At 56.1% G+C, this 26859-nt stretch carries 22 protein-coding genes; 5 read left to right on the top strand and 17 right to left on the bottom strand.

The genetic code is table 11. The features are described 5' to 3' along the window. Positions 1 to 110 precede the first annotated feature (110 nt). The 3 genes from dnaT (at position 111) to IBT54_RS12175 (ending at position 2723) form a co-directional block, all read left to right on the top strand. Positions 111 to 647: a primosomal protein DnaT gene (gene dnaT / locus IBT54_RS12185; RefSeq protein ID WP_013359579.1), complete on the top strand. Its 537-nt coding sequence runs from the start codon at positions 111 to 113 to the stop codon at positions 645 to 647. Continuing rightward, on the top strand, positions 647 to 1387 hold the full coding sequence (gene dnaC, locus IBT54_RS12180; protein ID WP_033734618.1) for a DNA replication protein DnaC: 741 nt from the start codon (positions 647 to 649) through the stop codon (positions 1385 to 1387). The genes dnaT and dnaC overlap by 1 nt, the downstream gene beginning before the upstream one ends. A 202-nt stretch (positions 1388 to 1589) precedes the next feature. Continuing rightward, the gene (locus IBT54_RS12175) at positions 1590 to 2723 is read left to right on the top strand and encodes an ROK family transcriptional regulator (RefSeq protein WP_013359577.1); all 1134 of its coding nucleotides are present in this window, start codon (positions 1590 to 1592) and stop codon (positions 2721 to 2723) included. Positions 2724 to 2750: 27 nt separating this feature from the next. On the opposite strand, the gene IBT54_RS12170 is transcribed toward IBT54_RS12175, so the two are convergent. From IBT54_RS12170 to xylF, 5 genes are all read right to left on the bottom strand, one after another. Next, the gene (locus tag IBT54_RS12170) at positions 2751 to 4202 is read right to left on the bottom strand and encodes a sugar porter family MFS transporter (RefSeq protein WP_201252217.1); all 1452 of its coding nucleotides are present in this window, start codon (positions 4200 to 4202) and stop codon (positions 2751 to 2753) included. A 506-nt stretch (positions 4203 to 4708) separates the two neighbouring features. Next, a complete protein-coding gene (gene xylR, locus IBT54_RS12165; protein ID WP_033734613.1) occupies positions 4709 to 5887 on the bottom strand; it encodes a D-xylose utilization transcriptional activator XylR in 1179 nt (392 codons plus the stop codon). 95 nt (positions 5888 to 5982) lie between these two features. After that, positions 5983 to 7167, bottom strand: coding sequence for a xylose ABC transporter permease XylH (gene xylH, locus IBT54_RS12160; protein WP_201252216.1), 1185 nt, complete (start codon positions 7165 to 7167; stop codon positions 5983 to 5985). Further along, positions 7160 to 8680, bottom strand: coding sequence for a xylose ABC transporter ATP-binding protein (locus tag IBT54_RS12155; RefSeq protein ID WP_195857535.1), 1521 nt, complete (start codon positions 8678 to 8680; stop codon positions 7160 to 7162). The genes xylH and IBT54_RS12155 overlap by 8 nt, the downstream gene beginning before the upstream one ends. Positions 8681 to 8708: 28 nt before the next feature. Continuing rightward, on the bottom strand, positions 8709 to 9701 hold the full coding sequence (gene xylF / locus IBT54_RS12150; RefSeq protein ID WP_033734607.1) for a D-xylose ABC transporter substrate-binding protein: 993 nt from the start codon (positions 9699 to 9701) through the stop codon (positions 8709 to 8711). A gap of 344 nt (positions 9702 to 10045) precedes the next feature. Between xylF and xylA the strand changes: the two genes are divergently transcribed. Both xylA and xylB read left to right on the top strand, forming a co-directional pair. Beyond that, positions 10046 to 11368: a xylose isomerase gene (gene xylA, locus IBT54_RS12145; protein ID WP_098051952.1), complete on the top strand. Its 1323-nt coding sequence runs from the start codon at positions 10046 to 10048 to the stop codon at positions 11366 to 11368. Between the two features lie 17 nt (positions 11369 to 11385). Continuing rightward, the gene (gene xylB, locus IBT54_RS12140; protein ID WP_201252215.1) at positions 11386 to 12828 is read left to right on the top strand and encodes a xylulokinase; all 1443 of its coding nucleotides are present in this window, start codon (positions 11386 to 11388) and stop codon (positions 12826 to 12828) included. A gap of 112 nt (positions 12829 to 12940) precedes the next feature. On the opposite strand, the gene IBT54_RS12135 is transcribed toward xylB, so the two are convergent. The 12 genes from IBT54_RS12135 to atpA form a co-directional block, all read right to left on the bottom strand. Then, complete coding sequence (locus IBT54_RS12135) at positions 12941 to 14179, bottom strand: MFS transporter (RefSeq protein WP_201252214.1); 1239 nt, start codon at positions 14177 to 14179, stop codon at positions 12941 to 12943. 107 nt (positions 14180 to 14286) lie between these two features. Then, positions 14287 to 15021, bottom strand: a complete 735-nt coding sequence (gene phoU, locus IBT54_RS12130) for a phosphate signaling complex protein PhoU (RefSeq protein WP_009088225.1) — start codon at positions 15019 to 15021, stop codon at positions 14287 to 14289. A 17-nt stretch (positions 15022 to 15038) separates the two neighbouring features. Next, positions 15039 to 15812 (bottom strand): phosphate ABC transporter ATP-binding protein PstB, encoded by a 774-nt coding sequence (gene pstB / locus IBT54_RS12125; protein WP_013359568.1) that lies wholly within the window; start codon positions 15810 to 15812, stop codon positions 15039 to 15041. 44 nt (positions 15813 to 15856) lie between these two features. Then, complete coding sequence (gene pstA, locus IBT54_RS12120; protein ID WP_013359567.1) at positions 15857 to 16747, bottom strand: phosphate ABC transporter permease PstA; 891 nt, start codon at positions 16745 to 16747, stop codon at positions 15857 to 15859. Next, positions 16744 to 17706, bottom strand: a complete 963-nt coding sequence (pstC, locus tag IBT54_RS12115) for a phosphate ABC transporter permease PstC (protein ID WP_013359566.1) — start codon at positions 17704 to 17706, stop codon at positions 16744 to 16746. The genes pstA and pstC overlap by 4 nt, the downstream gene beginning before the upstream one ends. A gap of 86 nt (positions 17707 to 17792) precedes the next feature. After that, positions 17793 to 18836 (bottom strand): phosphate ABC transporter substrate-binding protein PstS, encoded by a 1044-nt coding sequence (pstS, locus tag IBT54_RS12110; RefSeq protein WP_033784347.1) that lies wholly within the window; start codon positions 18834 to 18836, stop codon positions 17793 to 17795. Between the two features lie 165 nt (positions 18837 to 19001). Further along, positions 19002 to 20831 carry a glutamine--fructose-6-phosphate transaminase (isomerizing) gene (glmS, locus tag IBT54_RS12105; protein ID WP_033784346.1) on the bottom strand — a complete coding sequence of 610 codons (1830 nt, stop codon included), beginning with the start codon at positions 20829 to 20831 and terminating at the stop codon, positions 19002 to 19004. Between the two features lie 154 nt (positions 20832 to 20985). Then, positions 20986 to 22356, bottom strand: coding sequence for a bifunctional UDP-N-acetylglucosamine diphosphorylase/glucosamine-1-phosphate N-acetyltransferase GlmU (gene glmU, locus IBT54_RS12100; RefSeq protein WP_033784345.1), 1371 nt, complete (start codon positions 22354 to 22356; stop codon positions 20986 to 20988). A 160-nt stretch (positions 22357 to 22516) separates the two neighbouring features. Then, the gene (locus IBT54_RS12095; protein WP_008926374.1) at positions 22517 to 22936 is read right to left on the bottom strand and encodes a F0F1 ATP synthase subunit epsilon; all 420 of its coding nucleotides are present in this window, start codon (positions 22934 to 22936) and stop codon (positions 22517 to 22519) included. 24 nt (positions 22937 to 22960) lie between these two features. Then, a complete protein-coding gene (gene atpD / locus IBT54_RS12090; RefSeq protein ID WP_008926373.1) occupies positions 22961 to 24358 on the bottom strand; it encodes a F0F1 ATP synthase subunit beta in 1398 nt (465 codons plus the stop codon). A 30-nt stretch (positions 24359 to 24388) separates the two neighbouring features. Further along, positions 24389 to 25255, bottom strand: a complete 867-nt coding sequence (atpG, locus tag IBT54_RS12085; protein WP_003849534.1) for a F0F1 ATP synthase subunit gamma — start codon at positions 25253 to 25255, stop codon at positions 24389 to 24391. 52 nt (positions 25256 to 25307) lie between these two features. Then, on the bottom strand, positions 25308 to 26849 hold the full coding sequence (gene atpA, locus IBT54_RS12080; protein WP_003849532.1) for a F0F1 ATP synthase subunit alpha: 1542 nt from the start codon (positions 26847 to 26849) through the stop codon (positions 25308 to 25310). Positions 26850 to 26859: the final 10 nt, after the last annotated feature.

Below are 26859 nucleotides of genomic sequence, written 5' to 3'. Positions count from 1 at the left end.
CTGCGGTGTTGCTTTTTAAGCGATCCGCACCCTCAAAACAGGTACAATAAACAATTCTGCGTCGACGACAGGTTCCCGGCGCAAGGTGTTCGTTAACCTCAGGTCTTTTCATGTCAGCTAAAATCTTAACTTCAACGCTCATTGGCCTGGATGCCTTCCGACAGGATCCGCTGACTGCCCTGCAGCAGGCGGAAAAGGGCACGCTGGCGGTATTAGACAACTATGCGCCGGTGATGTATGCCATCACACCGGCGCGTCTGGCTGAGCTGCTGGCGCTGGAAGCCGCCGCCCGGCAGCCAAATGATGTGGTGCTGGATGACAGCCTCTATGACGATGCGCCCGCCGCGATTCATACGCCGGCAGGCAAGTTCGCCATGTATCCGGGCTGGCAGCCGGATGCCGACTTTACGCGTCAGGCCGCCATCTGGGGCGTGGCGCTGAGTGAACCGGTGACGCCCGGCGAGCTGGCGGCCTTTGTGGCCTACTGGCAGGCGGAAAGCCGGATGTTCCATCATGTGCAGTGGCAACAGAAGCTGGCGCGCAGCATTCAGATGAACCGCGCAGCAAATGGCGGGCAGCCGAAGCGTGATATCACGCAGTTGCCTGATCCTGACCGTACCATTCCCGATGGTTTCCGAGGTGAATGATGAAAACGCCAGATGATCTCTTTAACCGTCTGAAAAGAATGATGCCTGCGGGCACCCGTCCCAAATTTGCCAATGGTGAAGAGCTGCTGGCGTGGAATCAGGAACAGGGTCGTCTGCGATCGGAGGCGATTGTGCGTGAGAATCGCGCAATGAAAATGCAGCGCGTGATGGGCCGTTCCGGTATTCGCGAGCTGCACATGAACTGCTCATTTGATAATTACCGGGTAGAGAACGAGGGACAGCGCAAAGCGCTGGAGCTGGCGCGTCAGTACGCCGCTGAGTTTGATGGCAGCATCGCCAGCTTTGTCTTTTCCGGGCGTCCTGGCACCGGTAAAAACCATCTGGCCGCGGCGATTGGCAATGACCTGATCCTGCGCGGTAAAAGCGTGCTGATCGTGACGGTCGCCGATCTGATGTCGAGCATGAAGGGGACCTTCAGCGGCAGCAGCGGCATTACCGAAGAGCGACTGATTCAGGATCTCAGCAGTGTCGATCTGCTGGTGATTGATGAGATCGGTATGCAGAGTGAGTCACGCTACGAAAAAGTGATTATCAATCAGATTGTCGATCGCCGCTCTTCATCGAAACGCCCGACCGGCATGTTATCCAACCTCGATCATGCGGGCATGAATGCGCTGCTGGGCGAGCGCGTCATGGACCGTATGCGGCTGGGCAACAGCCTGTGGGTACGTTTCGACTGGGAGAGTTATCGCAGTCGGGTGCGCGGCGACGAGTATTAACAATGACCCGGCTACGCCGGGTCATTGCGCTAATGAGGCCGCCGGTACAGCAGAAAAGCCAGGCTTAAGCTGGCGATCTGATCGCCGTCACGATCTCAGACACAGGCGTTCGGGTTGTGTGAAACAGCCCACAAAGTGTAGGGCGAAGAATGCGCCAGGGCTGATACACTCAATTCTTACTCCTTTGTTGGGTGAATCCGTGATGAAAACGAACGGCAAAGGCCCCGCACTACTGCGACTGAATAACCAGAAACGGGTGATGGCTCAGCTGCGTAAGCTGCGCGTGACGTCGCGTCAGGATCTGGCGGAGGCGCTGACCCTCAGCAAAAACACGGTCTCATTAATCATTGATGACCTGCTGGAGCAGGGTCTGATAGAGGAACTGGGGCCGGTCAGCGTCGCGGCTGCCGGACGGCCTAAAATCGGTATCACCCTGAGACCGGAAAAGCTTAAGAGCGCAGGCGTCATGGTAGAACGCAACGTGATCCACTGGCGTGTCTGCGACTACTTTTCACAGGTGCTGGCTGAAGCGACGCTGCGCACCGATACCAGTCACCCGACCCGCCTGCTGGCTGAACTGGCTATGCTGTGCCGGGAACTGACAGAACGCTATCCCGACTTGCTCGGTATTGGCCTCGGCTTCCCCGGCATCGTCGATCCCCGGCGCGGCTGGATGCATATCTCATTGCCGCTGGAATGGCAGGATGTTGACCTGCTGACCACGCTGCGCAAGCACGTGCGTCTGCCTATCCGCATTATGAATAATGTCAAAGCCGCTGCGCTACTGGCTGTCGAGCAAAGTGGATTATCGCCGGAGAGCGGTCATTTTTATCTGCGTATTTCCGAGGGGATTGGTGGCGCACTGGTACAGCAGGGTCAGGTATTTACCGGGCATAGCTGGACGGCGGGCGAAGCAGGACATCTGGTTGTCCAGCCTGAAGGGCCACGTTGCAGCTGCGGCCGCCGGGGGTGTCTGGAAGCGCTGGTCAGCAAGCCTGCAGTGAATCAGCAGCTGGCGCAGCGTCAGCCTGGCCTGAGCTGGCAGAACCGTGACAGCGCCCCGCGCGTGGTGGATGAGGTGATGGCGCAGGCGGGTGGCTATCTGGGTGCGGCGCTGAGTCAGATTATGCTGCTGCTCAATCCCGCTACCATCATCATTGATTGTCCGTGGAACGCCAGTGAGCGCTTCTGCAAGGCGGTGCGCGATACCGCACACGGCAACGCGCTGGCCTTTACCGCCGCGCACACTCAGTTGCACTTCCCGGAAAACCGGATTGACCCGGCAAACGGGCTGGCACTGGCGGTGCTGGAACAGAGTGAGCAGCGTGTGGGGTGAGCGTGCCCCCACAGACTGCCCTCTTTTTTATGATCGTGTCTCGCTGACCGGAGCATCTGTCCGTTCGCCCGCCTCACGCGGGTCAATATTAAACTTCTCCAGCACGCGCGCGTGAATTTTTTCCAGCGGCATCCCAGCCGTTTCCGGCAGATAGCGGAAAGTGAAGAAGTACATAGCCAGTGAAAAAAGCGCAAACAGTAACAGCGGGAAGCCACCGTGGAAAATCTCAAGCAGAAAAGCATTACTGTTCAGAATCGGGAATGTGGTGCTGATGACAAAATTGGCCATCGACATGGCGCAAATGGAGATGCCGACACAGATTGAGCGGATTTCTGTCGGAAACAGCTCGCCCAGTACGGTCCAGACAATCTGTCCCCAGGTCATGCCAAAGAAAACCATATAGGCAAACAGTCCCACCACCGCCAGCAAGCCGGGCAAACGGTAATAGAAAGCGATAAAGGTGTAGGCAAGGAAAACGGCAGAGGTAATCGCCCCCAGCAGTAACAGCTTACGACGTCCGACTTTATCAATCAGCGCCATACCCATCAGCACTCCCACAAACTGACATACAGACAGCCAGAAGGTCTGGAGCAGCGCCGAATCCGTGCTGCCGGACACATTTTTCAGCAACGTTGGTCCGAAATACTGAATCACATTGATGCCGCTAATCTGGTTGCCGACAGCCAGGCCAATACCAATGATGAGCAACGGCACCGTGGTTTTGTTCAGGCGGAATCGGGATTTATGGCGGGTCGCCGCCTCATCAGAGAATGAGTGTTTAATTTCATTGAAAACGGTGCGGGCATGGACCAGGTCAGAGATTTTGCTCAGCGTATCCAGCGCCTCTTTGTCTTTGCCTTTCAGAACGTTCCAGCGCGGTGATTCCGGTATAAAAGCAATGAAAAAGATAAACAGCGCACAGGGCACCAGCGCGGTTGCCAGTATATAGCGCCAGCCTGTATCGACCATCACCTCCGGCAGCATCGATTTATTAATGAAGTAGTTGGTGAGCAGTACCACCGATTGCCCACCGACACAGCAGACCGCATAGAGCGCGCTGGTGCGGCCACGATACTTCGACGGTGAAAGCTCCGCCAGATAGATTGGCGAAATCACCGAGGCCAGCCCGATGGCTAATCCGCCAAGAATACGAAAGGCGACAAAGGTGAAGAAGTTATGGGCGATGGCAGTCCCCACCACCGAGGCAGTAAACAGTAGCGCCGTGATAGCGAGCGACTTTTTGCGGCCAAATTTATCGCTCAGCTTTGGCGCAATAAAGCAGCCCACCAGACTGCCAAGCAGGATGTTAGACACTGCCCAGCCGGTTTCTGCCGGGGTCAGCTGGAAATAGTCACTAAGCGGCTCGATAGCGCCAGAGATAATTGACGAGTCATAGCCCATCAGCAGGCCACCAAAAGCGGCGACGGTGCAACAGAGCATGACATATTTCATGTTGTAACGTTTTTGCCGGGTTTCCATTTTTACAGGCTCCTTTTCTCTACTGCCTGAACCGTATCGGTTCAGAAAGAGGAGGCGTGATTGTCAGGGGTTCAGGAATTGCAGCGATCAGATACCCGTGAAATATATTTTCTAAATGGAGAAATTTGGATTAATTCTTTCGGAAGTGTGAGGCAGGTTGGAAAAAATTATAAACTTGTTGAGTGGTAATCCTTAATAAAGCTCATATAAATCATTGATATAAGAGAGAAATCCGGGCAGTGATGTTTTCCCATCAAGGGTAAGCATCTGATGACAGACGAAATATCGTCTGAAGTGGCCTGTCTGGGGCTGATAAAACACTACGCCAGCATTCATCCTTAAGTACTGATTTTTAAGCTTTAAATTCAATGAAGCCGGGCCGTTCCGGCTGGCAGATTAAGCCTGCGAAAATAGCCCCTGGACTGACAGCGAGCCATCAGGATGAAATATAATTTTCATCCTGGTCATTATATGAAAACACTGGCGTTCTTTACGCCAGTCTGTCGTTAAAGCAGGTTTTCGCCAAAATGCTGGCGATACTCTTTCGGCGTGGTGTCGTAGCTTTTGCGAAAAACTGAGTAAAAGTATTGCAGCGAAGGGTAGCCGCACATCTGTGAGATTTCGTTGATGTTGAGCGACGAGGAAGCCAGCAGTTCGCGGGCTTTTTCCAGCTTTTCGCGGTGGATCATCGCATGGATAGTGTCGCCGGTCTCATCCCGGAAGCGCTTTTCCAGGTTAGAGCGCGACAGTCCTACCGCATCCAGCACCTGCTCCACTTTAATCCCTTTACAGGCGTTGAAGCGGATGTAGTGCATCGCCTGAATCACCGCCGGATCGCGCAGCGAGCGGAAATCGGTAGAGCGTCGGGCGATCACTTTCACCGGCGGCACCAGAATGCGCTGAAGCGGCAGAGGCTGCTTATCCAGCAGCCGATGCAGCAGTTTGGCCGCCTGATAGCCCATCTGTCGCGAGCCCTGTGCTACGGACGAGAGTGCCACGCGTGACAGATAGCGGGTCAGCTCCTCATTATCAATCCCGATCACCGTAAGCTTCTCCGGCACCGGTATTTTCAGATGTTCGCACGCCTGCAGCAGGTGCCGTGCCCGTGAGTCGGTGACGGCGATAATGCCGGTTTGCGGCGGCAGCGTCTGCAGCCAGTCGGCGAGCCGGTTCTGGGCGTGCTGCCAGTTTTCCGGTGCGGTTTCCATGCCCTGATAAACCACGCCCTGATAGCGCTCACGCCCCACCAGCTGGCGGAACGCCTGTTCCCGCTCCTGTGCCCAGCGCTTGCCGCTGGAGGCCGGTAAACCATAAAAGGCAAAACGGTTAATGCCCTTCTCTTTCAGATGCAGAAAGGCTTTCTCCACCAGCGCGGCATTGTCCGTAGCGATGTAATGCACCGGGGGATAATCTTCCTGACGATGGTAAGAGCCGCCAACGCCGACAATCGGCACAGAGACATTTGACAGCAGGGTTTCGATGGAGCGATCGTCGTAATCGGCGATCACCCCATCGCCCAGCCACTCGCGGATGTTGTCGATGCGACAGCGGAAATCTTCCTCGATGAAGATATCCCAGTCAGTCTGCGACGCCTGCAGATACTCTCCGACGCCCTCAACAACCTGGCGGTCATACACTTTATTGGCGTTAAACAGCAGCGTAATGCGATAGCGTTTATCATGCATGGTGGCGCGTTCCCTTAAATCCTCAGCGCATTGCATAACACGGCTGAAAGGGGCAAAAAAAAATTGTTTGCGCCACAATGTGATCGCCCGCGCGATTACACCCGACGCCGCGTTGCGGTATCCATCCACACCGCCAGCAGCAGAATCGCGCCTTTGACGATGTACTGCCAGAAAGTCGGCACATCCATCATGCTCATGCCGTTATCCAGCGAGGCCATGATAAAGGCCCCCATTACCGCGCCCGCCACAGACCCCACACCGCCCGCCAGGCTGGTGCCGCCGATGACGCAGGCAGCAATCGCGTCGAGTTCTGCGATGTTACCCGCCGATGGCGAACCTGCGCCCAGCCTTGAACTCAGAATCAGCCCGGCAATCGCCACCATCACACCGTTGATGGCGAACACCGCCAGTTTGGTGCGCGCCACGTTAATGCCAGACAGCCGGGCAGCATCAATGTTGCCGCCGATGGCATAGATACGACGGCCAAATGCAGTGCGGGTGGCCATAAACATGCCTGCCAGTAGCAGCACAGCCAGCAGTAAAACCGGCGTCGGCACGCCGCGATAGTCGTTGAGTAACCAGATGGCACCGAGCACTAAGATGGCGGTAATCGCCTGACGCCCCACGGTGCTGCTGGCTGCGCCCTGCGGCAGTCCGAGCTGCTGACGACGCAGACGCAGACGCCACTGCCACAGCATAAACAGCGCCAGACCGGCCACGCCAAAGCCGAAACCAACGCCACCCGGCAGATAACTCTGTCCAATCTGCGACATGCCCGGCGTGATGGGCGCAACCGTAGTGCCGTCAGTAATTCCGACCAGAATGCCGCGGAACGCCAGCATCCCTGCCAGCGTGACGATAAACGACGGCACTTTACGGTAGGCCACCCACCAGCCATTCCAGGTACCGAGCAACAGCCCCATCACCAGTGTCACCAAGATGGTCAGCGGCAGTGGCCAGCCGAGCCAGACGTCGAATATCGCCGCCGCCCCGCCCAGCAGCCCCATCATGGAGCCGACTGACAGGTCGATCTCCGCCGAGATAATCACGAACACCATGCCCACCGCCAGGATACCGGTGATGGCGGTCTGACGCAGCAGGTTGGAGACATTACGCGCACTGAGCCACGCGCCGTCGGTGGTCCAGGTAAAGAACAACGCAATCAGCACAATCGCGCCCAGCATCACCAGCACCTGCAGATTAGGCAGCGTGAACCTGCCCGGTGACGGTTTGCCCGACGTGCCGGTGAGGTGGCTTTGGGTACTTTCACTTTTAAGCATAATGTTCACTCCGCAGGGCAGCTTCCATCACCTGCTCCTGAGTCAGGTTATCGTTAATCAGATCGGCTTTGATCTGCCCTTCATGCATCACCAGCACCCGATCGCTCAGGCCCAGCACCTCCGGCAGCTCAGATGAAATCACAATCACCGCGATACCCTGCTGCACCAGCGCATTGATCAGCAGGTAGATCTCCTGACGGGCGCCCACATCGATGCCACGCGTCGGTTCATCCAGGATCAGGATTTTGGGATTAAGCAGCAGGCACTTCGCCAGAATCGCTTTCTGCTGATTGCCGCCGCTCAGGCGGCCAATAGGCAGTTCCGACGAGGAGGTTTTCACCCGCAGCCGGCTGATCGCGTCGTTGATCGCCTGCTGCTCCTGCGCTTCATCCAGGGTAGAGAGGCGGTGACTAAACTGATCCAGCGCCGCCAGGGTGATATTTTTGCCCACCGCCATCAGCGGCACGATGCCATCCTTTTTGCGATCTTCGGGCACCATCGCGATGCCGTGCGCAATCGCAGCGCGGCAGTCGGTGATGCTGACCTGCTGGCCATTGATCCAGATATCACCCTGCCAGCGTCCCGGCCAGACGCCAAACAGACACTGCACGGTTTCGGTTCTGCCCGCACCCACCAGCCCAGCGATACCCAGGATTTCACCACGTCTGAGCGTGAACGAGACATTGTTGACGCGGCGGATGTGGCGGTTAACCGGATGCCAGGCGGTGAGGTTGTCGACTTTCAGTATCACCTCGCCAATCTGATGCGGCGCGTGAGGATAAAGCGCGGTCAGCTCGCGTCCGACCATCATGGTGATGATGTCATCTTCGCTCAGGCCTGCCGCCGGACGGGTGGCGATATGCTGGCCGTCACGGATCACGCAGATGGTGTCGGAGATCGCCTTCACCTCATTCAGCTTGTGTGAGATGTAGATGCAGGCGATGCCGTGTTCGCGCAGATTACGGATGATGCCCAGCAGCACATCTGTTTCCTGCTCCGTCAGCGATGAGGTTGGCTCATCCAGAATCAGCAGCCGGACCTGTTTGTTAAGCGCGCGGGCGATCTCCACCAGCTGCTGCTGGCCCAGGCCTAACTCACCGACCCGGGTCGCGGGAGAGACGTTCAGCCCGACCCGCGCCAGCAGCTGCTGGCAGCGCAGGGTCATGGTTTCATCATCCACCATGCCGAAACGGCTCAGTTCGGCACCCAGGAAGATGTTCTCCATCACGGTGAGTTGCCGCACCAGCGCCAGCTCCTGATGAATAATCACAATGCCTTTACGTTCGGTGTCGCGAATAGTCTGCGCCTGAATCTCGTCGCCAGAGAAGTGAATCTGCCCTTCAAAATCGCCGTGCGGATAGAGGCCGCACAGGATTTTCATCAGCGTCGATTTGCCCGATCCATTCTCACCGCACAGCGACATCACTTCGCCCGCCTCCAGTTGCAGACTGACATCATTAACCGCCTTCACGGCACCGAAACGCTTGGTGATGTTTTTCATTTCCAGCAGCATCGACTGTTCTCCCTCACGCTATGCGCGGTCAGAGTTCGCTCTGTTTATGGAAACCGTCTTTCACCACGGTGCTTTCGATATTGTCTTTGTTGACCGGAATCGGCTTCAGCAGTCGCGACGGCACATCTTTCAGGCCATTGTTCAGCTTGCTGTTGCTGGCTGGTGTTTTGCCATCACCCAGTTCGACGGCAATTTTCGCCGCTTCGGTGGCCAGTTCGGTGATCGGTTTATAAACCGTCATGGTCTGGGTGCCCGCTTTGATGCGCTTAATCGCGGCCAGATCGGCATCCTGACCCGAAATCGCCACTTTTCCGGCCAGTCCCTGTGCACTCAGCGCCTGAATCGCACCGCCTGCGGTGGCATCGTTAGAGGCCACGACCGCATCGATGTGGTTACTGTTAGCGGTCAGGGCGTTTTCCATAATTTTCAGGGCGTTTTCCGGCAGCCAGGCATCGACCCACTGATCGCCGACAATTTTAATACTGCCGTTGTCGATATAAGGTTTTAACACTTTCATCTGCCCGGCACGGAACAGGCGGGCGTTATTATCTACCGGCGATCCGCCCATTAAAAAATAGTTGCCCTTAGGCACCTGTTTCACAATGCTTTCGGCCTGAAGTTCGCCCACTTTTTCATTATCGAACGAAATATAAAAATCGATATCGGCATTATTTATCATTCGATCATAGGCCAGCACTTTAATGCCTTCCCGTTTCGCTTCAGCGACAACGTTACTCAAGACCTGACCATTGTAGGGAATAATCACCAGCACATCGACACCGCGGTTGATCATATTTTCAATCTGCGACATCTGTGTTTCTTCGTTGCCGTTGGCCGACTGAACAAACACCTTAGCGCCCAGCGTCTCCGCCTGTTTAACGAAAATATCGCGGTCTTTCTGCCAGCGCTCGAGGCGCAAATCGTCAATTGCCATGCCGATCTTCACTTCTTTTGCCACGCTGGTCTGGCTGAAGAGCGCCAGCGCCGCGCAGGCGGCTAACAGTGCATGTTTCATCTTCATTGTGATCATCCTGTAGGTGGAGGCTATTGTTATCGCAGGCCGATAAACCAGGCGGATGAATTGTTGCCCTTCTTTTCCTGTCGCAGCAATTACTGATTTTTATCCGGCTATTACGTTTTTTGGTTTATTTCTTTTTTTATGAGCGCGATCGAGGTTTCATCTTTTTAGGACAAAAGAGTGACAGGGATAAACCGCCCCGCAAATAACATTATTTTGCGAGCCAGCGCACAAATAATAATTATCTGACACCCGTAATGAAATATCGTAATTGAGCTGAGGTTACAGCCCATATTGAATATTACTTCAACGCAGACCATCCGGGTACTGATGCTAAGGAGCAAACCATGCACGCTTATTTCGATCAGATCGATCGGGTTCGTTATGAAGGCACCCAGTCGACGCATCCTCTCGCTTTCCGCCACTACAATCCCGATGAGGTCATCCTCGGCAAGACCATGGCGGAGCATCTGCGCTTTGCTGCCTGTTACTGGCACACCTTCTGCTGGAATGGCGCGGATATGTTTGGCGTCGGTGCCTTTGATCGTCCGTGGCAGAAAAACGGGGATGCGCTGCAGCAGGCAAAACTGAAAGCGGATGTCGCCTTTGAGTTTTTCCATAAGCTGAATGTGCCGTGGTACTGCTTCCATGACGTGGACGTCTCACCGGAAGGTGATTCGCTGCACAGCTATAAAGAAAACTTTGCCGCCATGACTGATAAACTGCTGGAGAAACAGCAGGAAACCGGCGTGAAACTGTTATGGGGCACGGCTAACTGCTTTACCCATCCGCGCTACGGTGCCGGTGCTGCCACTAATCCCGATCCTGAGGTTTTTGCCTGGGCGGCAACGCAGGTCTGCAGCGCCATGCAGGCGACCAAAACCCTGGGCGGTGAAAACTATGTGTTGTGGGGCGGGCGCGAAGGCTATGAAACTCTACTGAATACCGATCTTCGCCAGGAGCGCGAGCAGATTGGCCGCTTTATGCAGATGGTGGTCGAGCACAAACACAAAATTGGCTTCCAGGGAACGCTGCTGATCGAACCCAAACCGCAGGAGCCGACCAAACATCAATATGACTACGATGTCGCGACAGTTTATGGCTTCCTGAAACAGTTCGGACTGGAGAAAGAGATCAAGGTTAACGTTGAGGCGAACCACGCCACGCTGGCTGGCCACTCGTTCCATCATGAAATTGCGACCGCCATTGCTCTGGGCATTTTTGGTTCCGTGGACGCAAACCGTGGCGATCCGCAGTGCGGCTGGGATACCGATCAGTTCCCGGTCAGCGTGGAAGAAAACGCGCTGGTGATGTACGAAATCCTTAAGGCGGGCGGCTTTACCACTGGCGGCTTAAACTTTGATGCCAAAGTGCGTCGTCAGAGCACCGATAAATATGATCTCTTCTACGGCCATATCGGCGCGATGGACACCATGGCGCTGGCGCTGAAGGTGGCGGCCCGCATGATTAGCGACGGTGAACTCGATAAGCGTGTGGCGCAGCGCTACAGTGGCTGGAATGGTGAGTTCGGCCAGCAAATTCTGAAAGGTGAGTTTTCACTGGAGGCGCTGGCGGCGCATGCTCAGCAACAGCAGCTCAATCCGCAGCATCAGAGCGGACGTCAGGAGCAGCTGGAAAATCTGGTGAATCACTACCTGTTTGATTTCTGACCCTTCAGGAGCAGCGCATGTTTATCGGGATCGATTTAGGCACCTCTGGCGTCAAAGTGGTGCTGATGGATGCACAGGGCAACGTGGTGGCGACAGAGACGTCGCCGCTGCAGGTTTCGCGTCCGCAGCCCTTGTGGAGCGAGCAGGATCCTGAAAGCTGGTGGCAGGCGCTGGATTCAGCCATGCAGGCGCTGAGCGCGCAGCAGGACCTGCGCGCGGTGCAGGCCATCGGGCTGAGCGGACAGATGCATGGTGCCACGCTGCTCGACAGCGCTAACCAGGTATTACGTCCGGCCATGCTCTGGAATGACGGGCGCAGCGAGGCGCAGTGCCGTGAGCTGGAGCAGAAGGTGCCGGATTCGCGTTTGATAACTGGCAACCTGATGATGCCCGGTTTTACGGCCCCCAAGCTGCTGTGGGTGCAGCAGCATGAACCAGCCATCTTCAGTCAGATTGCTCACGTGCTGTTGCCCAAGGATTATCTGCGCTGGCGATTGAGTGGCGACTTCGCCACCGATATGTCCGATGCCGCAGGCACGATGTGGCTGGATGTGGCGCAGCGTGACTGGAGCGATGTGATGCTGCACGCCTGCGATCTCAGCCGCGATCAGATGCCGCAACTCTGTGAAGGCAATGCCCTGACCGGCACTTTACAGGCTGAACTGGCCGCACGCTGGAAGATGAACGCGGTGCCGGTGGCCGCTGGCGGTGGTGACAATGCCGCGGGCGCTGTTGGCGTCGGTATGACCGAACCGGGCCAGGGGATGCTGTCGCTGGGGACGTCGGGCGTCTACTTCGTGGTGAGCGACGGCTATCTCAGCAATCCGGAACGTGCGGTTCACAGCTTCTGTCATGCGTTACCGCAGCGCTGGCATCTGATGTCGGTGATGCTTAGTGCGGCTTCCTGTCTCGACTGGGCAGCCACGCTGACCGGATGCAAAGATGTTCCAGAACTGCTGGCTCAAGCGGCGCGCGCGCGCGATGACGTGCCAGGACTGTGGTTTCTGCCCTATCTTTCCGGAGAACGCACGCCGCATAACAACCCCAGTGCCCGGGGCGCTTTCTTTGGCTTCACCCACCAGCATGGTCGTCCCGAGCTGGCACGATCGGTGCTGGAAGGCGTAGGGTTCGCCCTGGCGCAGGGCATGGACGTGCTGCATGAGTGTGGCGTTCAGCCAAATAGTATTATGCTGATCGGCGGTGGCGCACGCAGTGCCCTGTGGCGTCAGATGCTGGCAGACATCAGTGGTCAGACGCTGGATTACTGCCACGGCGGTGACGTTGGTCCGGCGCTGGGGGCAGCAAGGCTGGCGCAGCAGGCGCTTGACGCCGACGTCACCGTTCCACGGCCGGCGCTGGTGCAGCGCCATCAGCCCGATCCGGCCAAGAGGGCGTACTATCAGCCGCGTCGTGAGACGTTTGCGACCCTGTATCAGCAGCTCCTGCCGCTGATGAAATAAAGAGGACGCCAGGCATCTGAACCGTTTTGCCTGGCGTCCTGCTTAGCGGATGACCATCATCCCTGATCTGTTGTTGCGGGGAGAAAATCATCCGGCGAACGCGCACTTCGCATCAGCCAATCGCGCCCAGCGTATCTTCCTGACCCTGTTTCTTCGGCAGCAGGAACAGCGTTGCCGCAATATCCAGCAGGTAGATCAGCGCCAGCAGGGTAATCGCCGCGGTGAACGAGAACTGGCTCGCCAGCAGACCAATCACCACCGGGCCAAAGCCGCCTACGCCACGACCCAGGTTGAACAGGACGTTTTGCGCGGTGGCACGCACCTGCGGCGGGAAGGTATCGGAAATCAGCGCGCCGTAGCCGCCAATCATGCCGTTAACAAACATTCCCATGATCGCACCGGTAAACAGCATGATGTCAGGGTCGCGCAGCTGAGCATAAACCACCACCATCACGACGGCACCAAACTGATAGAGCAGGAAGATTTTCCAGCGCGCAAAGCGGTCGGCCAGCACGCCAAACAACCAGATGCCAAAGGTCATCCCGACCACGGTTACCGCAGTCCAGAGGCCGGATTTCGTCAGGCTGAAGCCAAAGCTGGAAGAGAGGTAGCTCGGCATCCAGATCATCAGCCCGTAGTAACCAAAGTTCTGGACTGAACAGAGGATAAAAATACCGAGACTGGCTTTGGCGGTCGCGCGGTCGCGCACCAGCAGCTTCAGGCGCGCCGGAAACGAGAGCGACGGCACATGTTTAACCTGCCGCTGAAACACCTCCGGTTCGCCCATGCCACGACGAATGGCAAACGAGACCAGCGCTGGTAATAATCCGACCAGGAACATGCCGCGCCAGCCGATGATATTCAGCAGCGGCGGCGTGATAAAGGCTGCCATCAGCACGCCGAGCTGCCAGCCGATACCGACCCACGCTGAGGCGCGGTTACGCTTTTCAGCAGGCCAGGCTTCGGCAATCAGCGCCATGCCGATACCGAATTCACCACCCAGGCCCACACCTGCCAGCGTTCGCCAGGCGAGCAGGTCCCAGTAGCCCTGCGCCACCGCGCACAGGCCGGTAAAGATCGAGAAGACCAGAATCGTGACGGTCAGCATGCGGATACGGCCATAACGGTCGCTGAGATGACCGAAGACGATGCCACCGATAACCGCGCCAATCAGCGTCCATGTCACCAGCGATCCCGCCTGTGATGGATTGAGCGCCAGCGAAACACTGATAGCCGGCAGCATAAAGCCGAGTATCAGCAGGTCAAATCCATCCATGGCATAACCGCTGACCGCAGCCAGCATCGCTTTGCCCGGCGTTACGCCCGGCTTAGATTGGGGAGAAGGGGACATCGTTGCGCACCTCTGAAAGAAAAGTGCCGCAATTATAAAGAGAGTTCAGGATGTGACCAATTGAAAAGGCTTATCCCTGCGCCACTCCGGCACAGGGATAAGATGGATCAGGAAGGGCGATTGCTGCCATCGTCACCTGACAGTAATTCATCGAGCCGATCTCCACCCACGTGACGGAAATCCTGACCTTTGACGAAATAGAAGATAATTTCGCAGATGTTCTGGCAGCGATCGCCGATGCGCTCAATCGCACGGGCGCAGAACAGCGCTGTCAGCACGCTGGGAATCGTGCGCGGATCTTCCATCATGTAGGTCATCAGCTGACGCACAATGCCTTCGTACTCTTTATCCACCTTTTTGTCTTCACGGTAGATAGTGATCGCTTCATTGAGATCCATTCGCGCGAAAGCGTCCAGCACATCATGCAGCATCTGCACGGTGTGACGACCCAGCGACTCAAGGCTCACCAGCAGGGGAAGATGCTGCTGACCAAATTTTTCGAGCGCCGTGCGGCTGATCTTCTCGGCCACGTCGCCAATGCGTTCCAGCTCGGAAATGGTTTTGATGATCGCCATCACCAGCCGCAAATCGATCGCGGTTGGCTGACGTTTGGCGATGATGCGCACGCAGGCTTCATCAATCTCCACTTCCATCATATTGACCTTCTGGTCGCCGTCGATCACCCGCTGCGCCAACTCGCCATCCAGATTATGCATGGCGGTAATCGCATCGGTCAGCTGCTGCTCGACCATGCCGCCCATGATCATTACCTGAGTTCGGATATGCTCCAGTTCGGCATTGAACTGACCGGAGATGTGCTTATTCAGATTCAGATTATCCATGTCGATCTCCTGTCAGATCAGCCGTAGCGGCCAGTAATGTAGTCTTCGGTTTGTTTCTGCGCGGGCTTGGTGAACAGCGTGTCGGTGTCGCTGAACTCAATCAGTTCGCCCAGATACATGAAAGCAGTATGGTCAGAGCAGCGTGCCGCCTGCTGCATATTGTGCGTCACAATCACCACGGTATAGTCCTGCTTCAGCTCGGTGATCAGCTCCTCAATGCGGCCAGTGGAGATGGGATCCAGCGCGGAGCAGGGCTCATCCAGCAGTAAGACTTCCGGCCGAATCGCGATGCCACGCGCAATGCACAACCGCTGCTGCTGGCCGCCGGAGAGACTGTAACCGCTCTGATGCAGCTTGTCTTTGGTTTCATTCCACAGCGCTGCTTTGGTCAGCGCCCACTGGACGCGCTCATCCATATCGGCACGCGACAGCTTTTCAAACAGGCGCACGCCAAAGGCGATATTGTCATAGATCGACATCGGGAACGGCGTCGGCTTCTGGAATACCATGCCGACGCGGGCGCGCAGCAGCGCAATATCCTGCTGTGTCGCCAGAATGTTTTCGCCATCCAGCAGAATGTCCCCTTCGGCCCGCTGCTCCGGATAGAGCGAGTACATCTTATTGAAGGTACGTAGCAGGGTCGACTTACCACAGCCCGATGGGCCGATAAACGCGGTGACCTGATTCTTAGCGATATCCAGGTTAATGTTCTTCAGCGCATGAAACTTGCCGTAATAGAAGTTCAGATTACGGACCTGAATTTTATCGGCTGTTGCTGTCGCGATACTCATAATTCATCTCTCTTATTCGGCGCCGCGCAGGGCCACGCCGGAAGTTAACCGTGTTTACCTTTGGCGAAAATCACCCGTGCCACAATATTCAGCAGCAGCACGCAGAGGGTAATGATCAGCACGCCCGCCCAGGCCAGGCTCTGCCATTCGGCGAACGGGCTCATGGCGAACTTAAAAATGGTGACCGGCAGGTTTGCCAGCGGCTGCATCATGTCGGTGCTCCAGAACTGGTTCGACAGCGCCGTAAACAGCAGCGGAGCCGTTTCCCCTGCGATGCGGGCAATCGCCAGCAGCACGCCGGTGATGATGCCCGAGACCGAGGCTTTCAGGGTGATGGCCGAAATCATCTTCCACTTGGGCGTGCCAAGCGCATAAGCCGCTTCACGCATGCTGTCTGGCACCAGCCGCAGCATATTTTCGGTGGTACGAATCACAATCGGCACCTGCAGCAGCGCCAGCGCAATTACCCCGGCCCAGCCGGAGAAGTGCTGCATCTGGGACACCACCAGGGTGTAGACGAACAAGCCGACCACAATGGAGGGGGCAGAAAGCAGAATGTCGTTAATAAAGCGGATCACTTCTGACAGGGCCGATTTGCGCCCATATTCCGCCAGATAAATCCCGGCCATGATGCCCAGCGGCGTGCCGAAAAAGGTCGACCAGAAAATCAGCAAGCCACTGCCTGCCAGGGCATTCGCCAGCCCGCCGCCCGCCGTATTCGGTGGTGGCGTTGATTCGGTGAACAGGGACCATGACAGCCCATCCACGCCACGCGATACGGTGGTGAAAAGGATCCACACCAGCCAGAACAGGCCAAACGCCATGGTCAGCAGCGACAGCGTCAGTGCAATTTTATTTTTCGTGCTGCGCCAGGACTGCATTTTACGACGTGATGCGTCCAGTTCGGCGCGCGCCTGAATTTCAATCGTGGTCATGAGCGCGCTCCTTCACTTTTCGCCAGTCGCATAATCATCAGCTTTGAAATCGCCAGTACGATAAAGGTAATCACAAACAGGATCAGGCCCAGCTCCATCAGCGCGGCGACATGGACACCCGATTCCGCTTCCGCAAACTCGTTGGCCAGCGCCGAGGTGATGCTGTTACCCGGCATAAACAGCGACGGGCTGTCGAGCTGGTAGGTGTTGCCGATAATAAAGGTCACTGCCATGGTTTCACCCAGCGCACGACCCAGTCCCAGCATTACGCCGCCAATCACACCGTTTTTGGTAAATGGCAGGACGATGCGCCAGATCACTTCCCAGGTGGTGCAGCCGATGCCGTAGGCTGACTCTTTCATCATTACCGGGGTCTGCTCAAAGACGTCGCGCATCACCGAGGCGATGTAGGGGATGATCATGATCGCCAGAATCACTCCCGCCGCGAGGATACCGATACCGAAAGCGGGGCCGGAAAAGAGCTCGCCGACAATCGGAATACCCGACATCACGTCGTTAACCGGTGTCTGGAAATATTCGGCAAACAGTGGTGCGAAGACAAACAGGCCCCACATGCCGTAAACGATGCTCGGAATTGCTGCCAGCAGCTCAATGGCGGTACCCAGCGGGCGACGCAGCCAGCCTGGCGCGAGTTCGGTCAGGAACAGCGCGATACCAAAACTCACCGGCACGGCGATAATCAGGGCGATAATGGAGGTCACAAGGGTGCCGTAGATCGGAACCAGTGCGCCAAATTGTTCGTTGGGCGCATCCCAGGTTTTGGTCCACAAAAAGGCGAAACCAAACTTCTGGATGCTGGGCCACGAGGAGATGATCAGGGAGACAATAATGCCGCCCATCAGTAACAGCACAATCAGCGCAGCCAGCCTGACCAGCGCGCCAAAAATTCTGTCACCTTGTTTGCCTGGGGCTTTGAATGCCGGCTTCGTTGCAGCCATAGAAGTCTCAGTCTTCAGAAGTTATCAGGGCGGCATGAGCCGCCCGTTGGGTCTGACCGGACAGCCGTCCGGCCAGGGTCGGTCAATTACTGATAAAGCGCTTTACCAGAACTGTCTTTGATGTTGGCTTTCCAGGCGGCGCGAATCTGCTCGGTCACGCTCTCTGGAAGCGCAGCATAATCCAGCGCTGTGGCGGTTTTGCTGCCGCTTTTGTAAGCCCAGTCGAAGAACTTCAGCACTTCAGCGCCTTTGGCCGCATTCGCCTGATCTTTGTAGATCAGAATGAAGGTGGTTGAGGAGATTGGCCAGGCATCCGCGCCCTTCTGGAAGGTCAGATCCTGTGCGAACGATTTGCTCCAGTCAGCGCCTTTCGCGGCATTACTGAAGCTGGTTTCGCTTGGCGCGACCGCTTTACCATCGGCATCGATCAGTTTGGTGTAGGTCAGGTTGTTCTGTTTGGCGTAGGCGTATTCCACATAGCCGATTGAACCCGGCAGACGCTGAACAAATGCAGCGACGCCGTCGTTGCCTTTACCGCCCAGACCCACCGGCCAGTTAACAGTGTTGCCTTTACCGATTTTGCTGTTCCAGTCCTGGTTTACCTTCGCCAGATAGCTGGTGAAGACGAACGAGGTGCCTGAACCATCAGCGCGACGCACCACGTTGATGTTGGTCTCTGGCAGTTTCACGCCCGGGTTAAGTTTGGCAATCGCCGGGTCGTTCCACTTTTTGATGGTGCCGAGGTAGATATCACCCACAGTTTTGCCATCCAGCGTCAGCTGGCCTGACTTGATGCCCGGCAGGTTAACCGCCAGTACCACACCACCGATCACGGTAGGGAACTGGAACAGACCATTTTTCTGCAGATCTTCATCTTTCATTGGCGCATCGGACGCACCGAAATCAACGGTTTTGGCGATAATCTGTTTCACGCCGCCAGATGAACCGATGCCCTGGTAGTTAATTTTGCTACCGGTGGCTTGCTGATATTCTGCTGCCCACTTGGCATAAACCGGCGCCGGGAACGTCCCGCCTGCACCGGTGAGATCGGTGGCCGCAAAAGCAGATACCGCGCTTACGGCGAAGGTGGTGGCGAGGATTCGGGCTACGGTGCTACGCATCAGTGTCATATTCCCTCCAGGGGAGAAAAGTCAGGCTAGGGGCCGTTTTAGTAAGAGTCTGTGATTGCTGCAGGAGGGAAAATAGGACAGTTTGATGACAGTGAAATGTACGAAATATGACAGTTATATGACAAAGGGCCAGAATGAAGTGGGCCCGCGACGGGGCCCACCAGGTTATTCCACGGTAACCGATTTTGCCAGGTTACGAGGCTGATCGACGTCGGTGCCTTTGATCAGGGCAACGTGATAGGAGAGTAACTGCAACGGCACGGTGTAGAAGATCGGCGCAATCACCTCTTCAACATGCGGCAGCGGGATAATCTTCATCCCGTCACTGTCGCTGAAACCCGCATCCTGATCGGCAAACACATAGAGCAGGCCGCCGCGTGCGCGCACCTCTTCGATGTTGGATTTCAGCTTCTCCAGCAGTTCGTTGTTAGGTGCCACTACGATCACCGGCATGTCCGCATCAATCAGCGCCAGCGGGCCATGTTTCAGCTCGCCTGCGGCGTAGGCTTCCGCATGAATGTAGGAGATCTCCTTGAGCTTCAGCGCCCCTTCCATGGCTATCGGGTATTGATCGCCACGACCCAGGAACAGCGCGTGATGCTTGTCAGAGAAGCCTTCTGCCAGATTCTCAATCAGCTTATCCTGCGCCAGCATCTGCTCAATCCGGTTCGGCAACGCCTGCAGGGCATGAACGATCTCATGCTCAGTCTCCACAGACATCCCTTTCAGACGACCCAGTTTCGCCACCAGCATCAGCAGCACCGCTAACTGGGTGGTGAACGCTTTGGTGGAGGCGACGCCGATTTCGGTGCCCGCTTTGGTCATCAGTGCCAGGTCAGATTCCCGCACCAGTGACGAGCCGGCCACGTTGCAGACGGCCAGCGACCCCAGGTACCCCAGCTCTTTCGAGAGACGCAGCGCTGCCAGGGTATCTGCCGTTTCACCCGACTGCGACAGGGTGATCAGCAGGCTGTTTTTGCGCACCGCTGACTTGCGATAGCGGAACTCTGAGGCGATCTCCACGTCACAGGGGATATTTGCCAGCGACTCAAACCAGTAGCGTGACACCATGCCGGAATTATAAGAGGTGCCGCAGGCGATAATCTGGATATGCTCCACCTGGCTCAGCAGCGCTTCAGCGCCCGCGCCCAGCTCGCTGAGGTCAACCTGCCCCTGACTGAAGCGCCCACTCAGGGTGCTTTTCAGCGCCATCGGCTGTTCGTAGATCTCTTTCTGCATGTAGTGACGGTAAATGCCTTTGTCACCGGCATCATATTGCAGGTTCGATTCGATCTCGGCACGCGTCACGGTGTTGCCTTCACGGTCAATAATCGTGACATCACGACGGCTGATCTCGGCGATATCACCTTCTTCCAGATAGATGAAGCGGCGGGTCACCGGCAGCAGAGCCAACTGATCCGAGGCGATAAAGTTTTCGCCCATGCCACGGCCAATCACCAGCGGGCTGCCGGAACGGGCCGCCACCAGCAGCGACGGATCGCGGCTGTCCATGATCACCATGCCATAAGCACCGCGCAGCTGTGGGATCACGCGCAATACGACTTCGCGCAGCGAACCGCCCTGCTTCTGCTCCCAGTGAACCAGATGCGCCACCACTTCGGTGTCGGTTTCAGAGGCAAAAACGTAGCCGCGTTCGATCAGCTCAGCACGCAGCGGCTCATGGTTTTCGATGATGCCGTTGTGCACGATGATGATGTGCTCTGAGACGTGCGGATGCGCATTTGCTTCCGACGGCTCGCCATGAGTTGCCCAGCGCGTGTGCGCGATGCCGGTACCACCGATCAGCGGCTGCTGTTCAGCGGCTTCCGCCAGTTTCTGCACTTTCCCTAACCGCCGCAGGCGCGTGACGTGCCCCTGACGATCGACCACGGCCAGACCGGCCGAATCATATCCGCGATATTCAAGACGACGCAGACCTTCCAGCAGAATCTCTGCGATATCGCGTTGCGCTACTGCACCAACAATTCCACACATAATGATGTTTTCCTGACTACATGGCTTTTCGCCACTTCTGTTGTCATGCGACCTGATATCCGGCTTTGCCGGTTCCCCGAGCCTTGTAGAGAGTGGGGATTATAGTTTTGGCACTGCACTGTATCGGCCCGCATAAAGCGGGCCGTTAAAAATTTTATTTTTTCTTCACCGGACGCTGCCAGTCCGCTTTGTGATTCTGCTCTTTACGGTTATAGACCAGACCGGCTTCGGTCACATCTTTCATGATGGTGGTACCTGCCGCAATGGTAGCACCTGCCGCGACGCTGACCGGAGCCACCAGCTGCGTATCTGAGCCTACAAATACGTCATCGCCAATCACGGTTTTGAATTTGTTCGCGCCATCATAGTTGCAGGTGATAGTGCCTGCACCGATGTTCACGTTGTCGCCAATCTCCGCATCGCCAAGATAGGAGAGGTGGCCCGCTTTCGATCCCTTGCCCAGACGCGCTTTCTTCATTTCGACGAAGTTGCCCACGTGCGCAGCGTCGGCCAAATCGCTGCCAGGACGCAGACGGGCAAAGGGTCCGACGGTACAGGCGGTAGCGAGATGAGCATCCTCGATCACCGTATAGGGGCTGATTTCACAATCATCGCCGATCACGCTGTTTTTGATGATGCAGCCCGCGCCGATTTTGACGCGCGAGCCCAGCGTGACCCGGCCTTCAATAATAACGTTGGTGTCGATTTCGACATCCCGTCCATGCGCCAGCGTCCCGCGCAGATCAAACCGTGCCGGATCGCGCAGCATCACGCCGGCCAGCAGCAGTTTTTCGGCCTGTTCAGCCTGGTATGTGCGTTCTAATGTCGCCAGCTGCAGACGGTTATTCACGCCATCGGTTTCACTGATGCGTGCCGGATGAACCGCGTTGATCACCCGACCTTCCTGATGTGCCAGCGCGATAATATCGGTAATGTAATACTCACCCTGCGCATTGTTATTGGTGAGCTGTGACAGCCAGCGTTTTAAATCGCCGCCGTTGGCGATCAGAATACCGGTGTTGATCTCTTTAATCATGAGCTGCGCCGGGCTGGCATCTTTCTGTTCGATAATGCCGGTGATGGTATCGTTCTCACGCACGATGCGGCCATAGCCGGTCGGGTCGTCCAGTACCACGGTAAGTAAGCCAATGCCGCCCTGCGGTTTTGCTTCGCGCAGACGCTGTAATGTCGACTGAGAGATCAGCGGCACGTCGCCATAGAGCATCATGATATCTTCATCATCGGCGAAGGCAGGCGCGGCCTGCTGCATGGCATGGCCAGTGCCGAGCTGCTCAGCCTGCAGCACCCAGTTCAGCGTGCTGTCGGTAAGTGTCGCTTTCAGGCGATCGCCGCCGTGACCATAGACCAAATGCACCTGCTGTGCGCCCAGCCCTTTGGCGGCATCAATGACGTGCTGAACCATCGGTTTGCCTGCCAGCGTATGCAGAACTTTAGGCAGATCGGAATACATACGGGTGCCCTTGCCAGCAGCAAGGATCACCACACTCATCGCACTGTTAGACATAACTATCCTGAGTGAATTTTTACGGGTGAAAGTAAAACGGTTTGGGGTTGAGATTACTACATTTTTCTCAGGCCGAAATTAGGCGGACGGGCAGATCGGGCGCCGCAGGCAAAAAAAATGCCAGCCCGAGGGCTGGCATTTCGTGACGCATAAAGCTGGATTACATCGCTTTTTTGGTCAGTTCGATCACGCGCAGTTTAGCAATGGCTTTCGCCAGCTCGGCAGAGGCCTGAGCGTAGTCCACGTCGCCGTGGCTGCTGTTCATGTGCTCTTCTGCTTTGCGTTTTGCTTCCAGAGCTCGCGCTTCGTCCAGATCGGTACCGCGAATCGCGGTATCGGCCAGAACGGTGCTGCTGCCCGGTTGCACTTCCAGCACGCCGCCAGAGAGGTAGATATACTCCTCTTCGCCGTGCTGTTTCACGATACGGATCATTCCAGGCTTAATGGCAGTCAGCAGCGGCGCATGGCCAGGGAAAATCCCCAGTTCACCTTCGCTACCTGACACCTGAATTTTCTGTACCAGACCAGAGAACAACTGCTCCTCTGCGCTGACCACATCCAGGTGATAAGTCATAGCCATAATCTTCCTCCCGGGAAACCGTTATTACAGTTTCTTCGCTTTTTCCACGGCTTCTTCGATGGCACCAACCATGTAGAAGGCCTGCTCTGGCAGGTGGTCAAACTCACCTTCCATGATGCCTTTAAAGCCACGGATAGTGTCTTTCAGCGTAACGTATTTACCCGGTGAACCGGTGAATACTTCCGCAACGAAGAACGGCTGAGACAGGAAGCGCTGAATTTTACGCGCACGTGCCACCAGCAGTTTGTCTTCTTCAGACAGCTCATCCATACCGAGGATGGCGATGATGTCTTTCAGTTCCTGATAACGCTGCAGCAGTGACTGAACGCCACGCGCAACATCATAGTGTTCCTGACCGACAACCAGCGGATCCAGCTGACGGCTGGTAGAATCCAGCGGGTCAACGGCCGGGTAGATACCCAGAGAAGCGATCTGACGGCTCAGCGTTACCGTTGAGTCTAAGTGCGCAAAGGTGGTTGCTGGTGACGGGTCAGTCAGGTCATCCGCAGGGACGTAAACGGCCTGTACGGAGGTGATTGAACCGGTCTTGGTGGAGGTAATACGCTCCTGCAACACGCCCATCTCTTCTGCCAGCGTTGGCTGGTAACCTACCGCAGATGGCATACGACCCAGCAGTGCAGAAACTTCTGTACCGGCCAGGGTATAACGGTAGATGTTATCGATGAACAGCAGAACGTCGCGGCCTTCATCACGGAATTTTTCCGCCATGGTCAGACCGGTCAGTGCAACGCGCAGACGGTTACCCGGCGGCTCGTTCATCTGGCCATAGACCAGCGCAACTTTATCGATAACGTTTGAGTCAGTCATTTCGTGGTAGAAGTCGTTACCCTCACGAGTACGCTCACCCACACCGGCAAACACAGAGTAACCTGAGTGTTCAGCCGCGATGTTACGGATCAGTTCCATCATGTTGACGGTTTTACCGACACCCGCACCACCGAACAGACCCACTTTACCGCCTTTAGCAAACGGACACATCAGGTCGATAACCTTGATGCCGGTTTCCAGCAGTTCCTGCGAGTTAGACTGATCTTCATAAGAAGGCGCGGCGCGGTGAATAGAGGCGATCTCTACTGCACTGCCGTCTTCTTCTTTCAGCTCGCCTTTCATGTCGATTGGCTCGCCGAGAACGTTCATGATACGGCCCAGGGTCGCTTTACCGACCGGAACCTGAATGGGTTTCTGCAGGTCGTTGACGTTCAGACCACGCTTCAGGCCGTCAGACGTCCCCATTGCGATGGTACGAACTACGCCGCCGCCGAGCTGCTGCTGTACTTCCAGCACCAGACGCGCATCACCATTCATCACCTCGAGGGCGCTGTACACTTGCGGTACCGCGTCCTGAGGGAATTCGACGTCAACAACGGCGCCGATAATCTGGACAATCTTTCCAGTTGCCATCTTGAATCCTCTACCTAATTCCAAACCTGGTTAAACCGCGGAGGCCCCCGAGACGATCTCGGTAAGTTCCTGGGTGATGCTGGCCTGACGAGCTTTGTTGTATACCAACTGCAGCTCTTTGATCAGATTTCCGCCGTTGTCGGTTGCGGCTTTCATCGCCACCATACGTGCAGCCTGCTCACTGGCCAGATTTTCCACCACACCCTGATAAACCTGCGATTCGACATAACGACGCAGCAGGGTATCCAGCAGCGCTTTCGGATCGGGTTCGTACAGGTAATCCCAGGTCTTCGCCTTCATCTCTTCTTCACCTTCCGCTGGCGCTAACGGCAGCAGTTGGGTGATGGTCGGAGTCTGAGACATGGTGTTATTGAACTTGTTACTGACGATCATCAGTTTGTCGATGCGGCCTTCATCATAAGCCTGCAACATCACTTTTACCGGGCCAATCAGATCAGACAGGGCAGGTTTATCGCCCATGCCGCTGACTTGCGCCACAATGTTGCCACCCACAGCACTGAAGAATGACGCCCCTTTTGAACCGATAATCGACAGATCGCTCTGCACGCCTTTATCGGACCAGGACTTCATATCCGCCAGTAATTTTTTGAACAGGTTAATGTTCAAACCACCACAAAGCCCGCGGTCTGTAGAAACGACCAGGTAGCCGACGCGCTTGACGTCGCGCTGTTCCAGGTAAGGGTGCTTGTATTCCAGATTACCCAACGCAAGGTGACCAATCACTTTGCGCATGGTGTCTGCATACGGACGGCTGGCCGCCATGCGTTCCTGCGTTTTACGCATCTTGGAGGCGGCGACCATTTCCATCGCTTTGGTGATCTTCTGCGTGTTTTTCACGCTTCCAATCTTGCTTCGTATCTCTTTTGCGCCGGCCATTAGCTTCTCCTCAAAGCCTTGCGGCCTGCCTTTTCAGACAAGCCGCCAGACATTACCAGGACTGGGTTGCTTTAAACGTATCGATCAGGCCTTTCAGCTTCGCTTCGATATCGTTGTTAAAGTTACCCGACTGGTTGATTTCAGCCATCAGCTCAGCGTGGTCGCGATCGGCGAAGGCCAGCAGTGCAGCTTCGAAGCTGCCAATTTTTGCCAGTTCAACGTCGTTCAGGTAGCCACGCTCTGCAGCGAACAGAACCAGACCCTGCTGCGCGACAGACATCGGCGCATACTGTTTCTGCTTCAGCAGCTCGGTCACTTTCTGACCATGGCTCAGCTGTTTGCGGGTGGCATCATCCAGATCAGATGCGAACTGCGAGAACGCCGCCAGTTCACGATACTGTGCCAGCGCGGTACGGATACCACCGGACAGTTTCTTGATGATCTTGGTCTGTGCAGCACCACCAACGCGGGATACCGAAATACCTGGGTTAACGGCCGGACGAATACCGGAGTTAAACAGATTCGATTCCAGGAAGATCTGACCATCAGTAATCGAGATTACGTTGGTCGGAACGAACGCAGAAACGTCGCCCGCCTGGGTTTCGATGATCGGCAGCGCGGTCAGTGAACCGGTTTTACCTGTCACTGCGCCATTGGTGAAACGCTCTACATAATCAGCGCTTACGCGTGATGCACGTTCCAGCAGACGGGAGTGGAGATAGAACACGTCGCCAGGGAACGCTTCACGGCCTGGTGGACGACGCAGCAGCAGAGAGATTTGACGGTAAGCGATAGCCTGCTTGGAGAGGTCATCGTATACGATCAGCGCGTCTTCACCACGGTCACGGAAGTATTCGCCCATCGCACAACCTGCGTACGGAGAGAGATACTGCAGTGCAGCTGATTCAGAAGCAGACGCCACAACAACGATGGTGTTCTGCAGTGCGCCATGCTCTTCCAGCTTACGAACCACGTTAGAGATGGTTGAGGCTTTCTGACCAATCGCAACATAGACACACTTGATACCTGAGTCGCGCTGGTTGATGATCGCATCGATCGCCATCGCGGTTTTACCGGTCTGACGGTCACCGATGATCAGCTCACGCTGGCCACGGCCGATTGGAATCATCGCATCGACCGACTTATAACCGGTCTGAACCGGCTGGTCGACTGACTGACGATCGATAACGCCAGGTGCAATCACTTCGACCGGTGAGAAACCGTCGTTGTCGATTGCGCCTTTACCGTCGATTGGCGCACCCAGGGTGTTCACCACGCGGCCCAGCAGGCCACGGCCTACCGGTACTTCAAGAATACGGCCAGTACACTTAACCTTCATGCCTTCGGCGAGGTCAGCGTAAGGACCCATCACCACTGCACCAACCGAGTCACGCTCGAGGTTCAGGGCGATAGCGTAACGGTTACCCGGCAGGGCAATCATCTCACCCTGCATCACATCGGCCAGGCCGTGTACGCGGATGATACCGTCACTTACAGAAACAATCGTACCTTCGTTGTGAGCTTCACTCACGACATTGAACTGAGCAATGCGCTGCTTGATCAGTTCGCTGATTTCGGTGGAATTCAGTTGCATATGCTCCAGT

Source organism: Pantoea sp. S62, assembly GCF_016658625.1.
Lineage (GTDB): Bacteria > Pseudomonadota > Gammaproteobacteria > Enterobacterales > Enterobacteriaceae > Pantoea > Pantoea vagans.
Note: the sequence above shows the minus strand (reverse complement) of the source record. Positions and strands in the feature narration are given on the sequence as shown.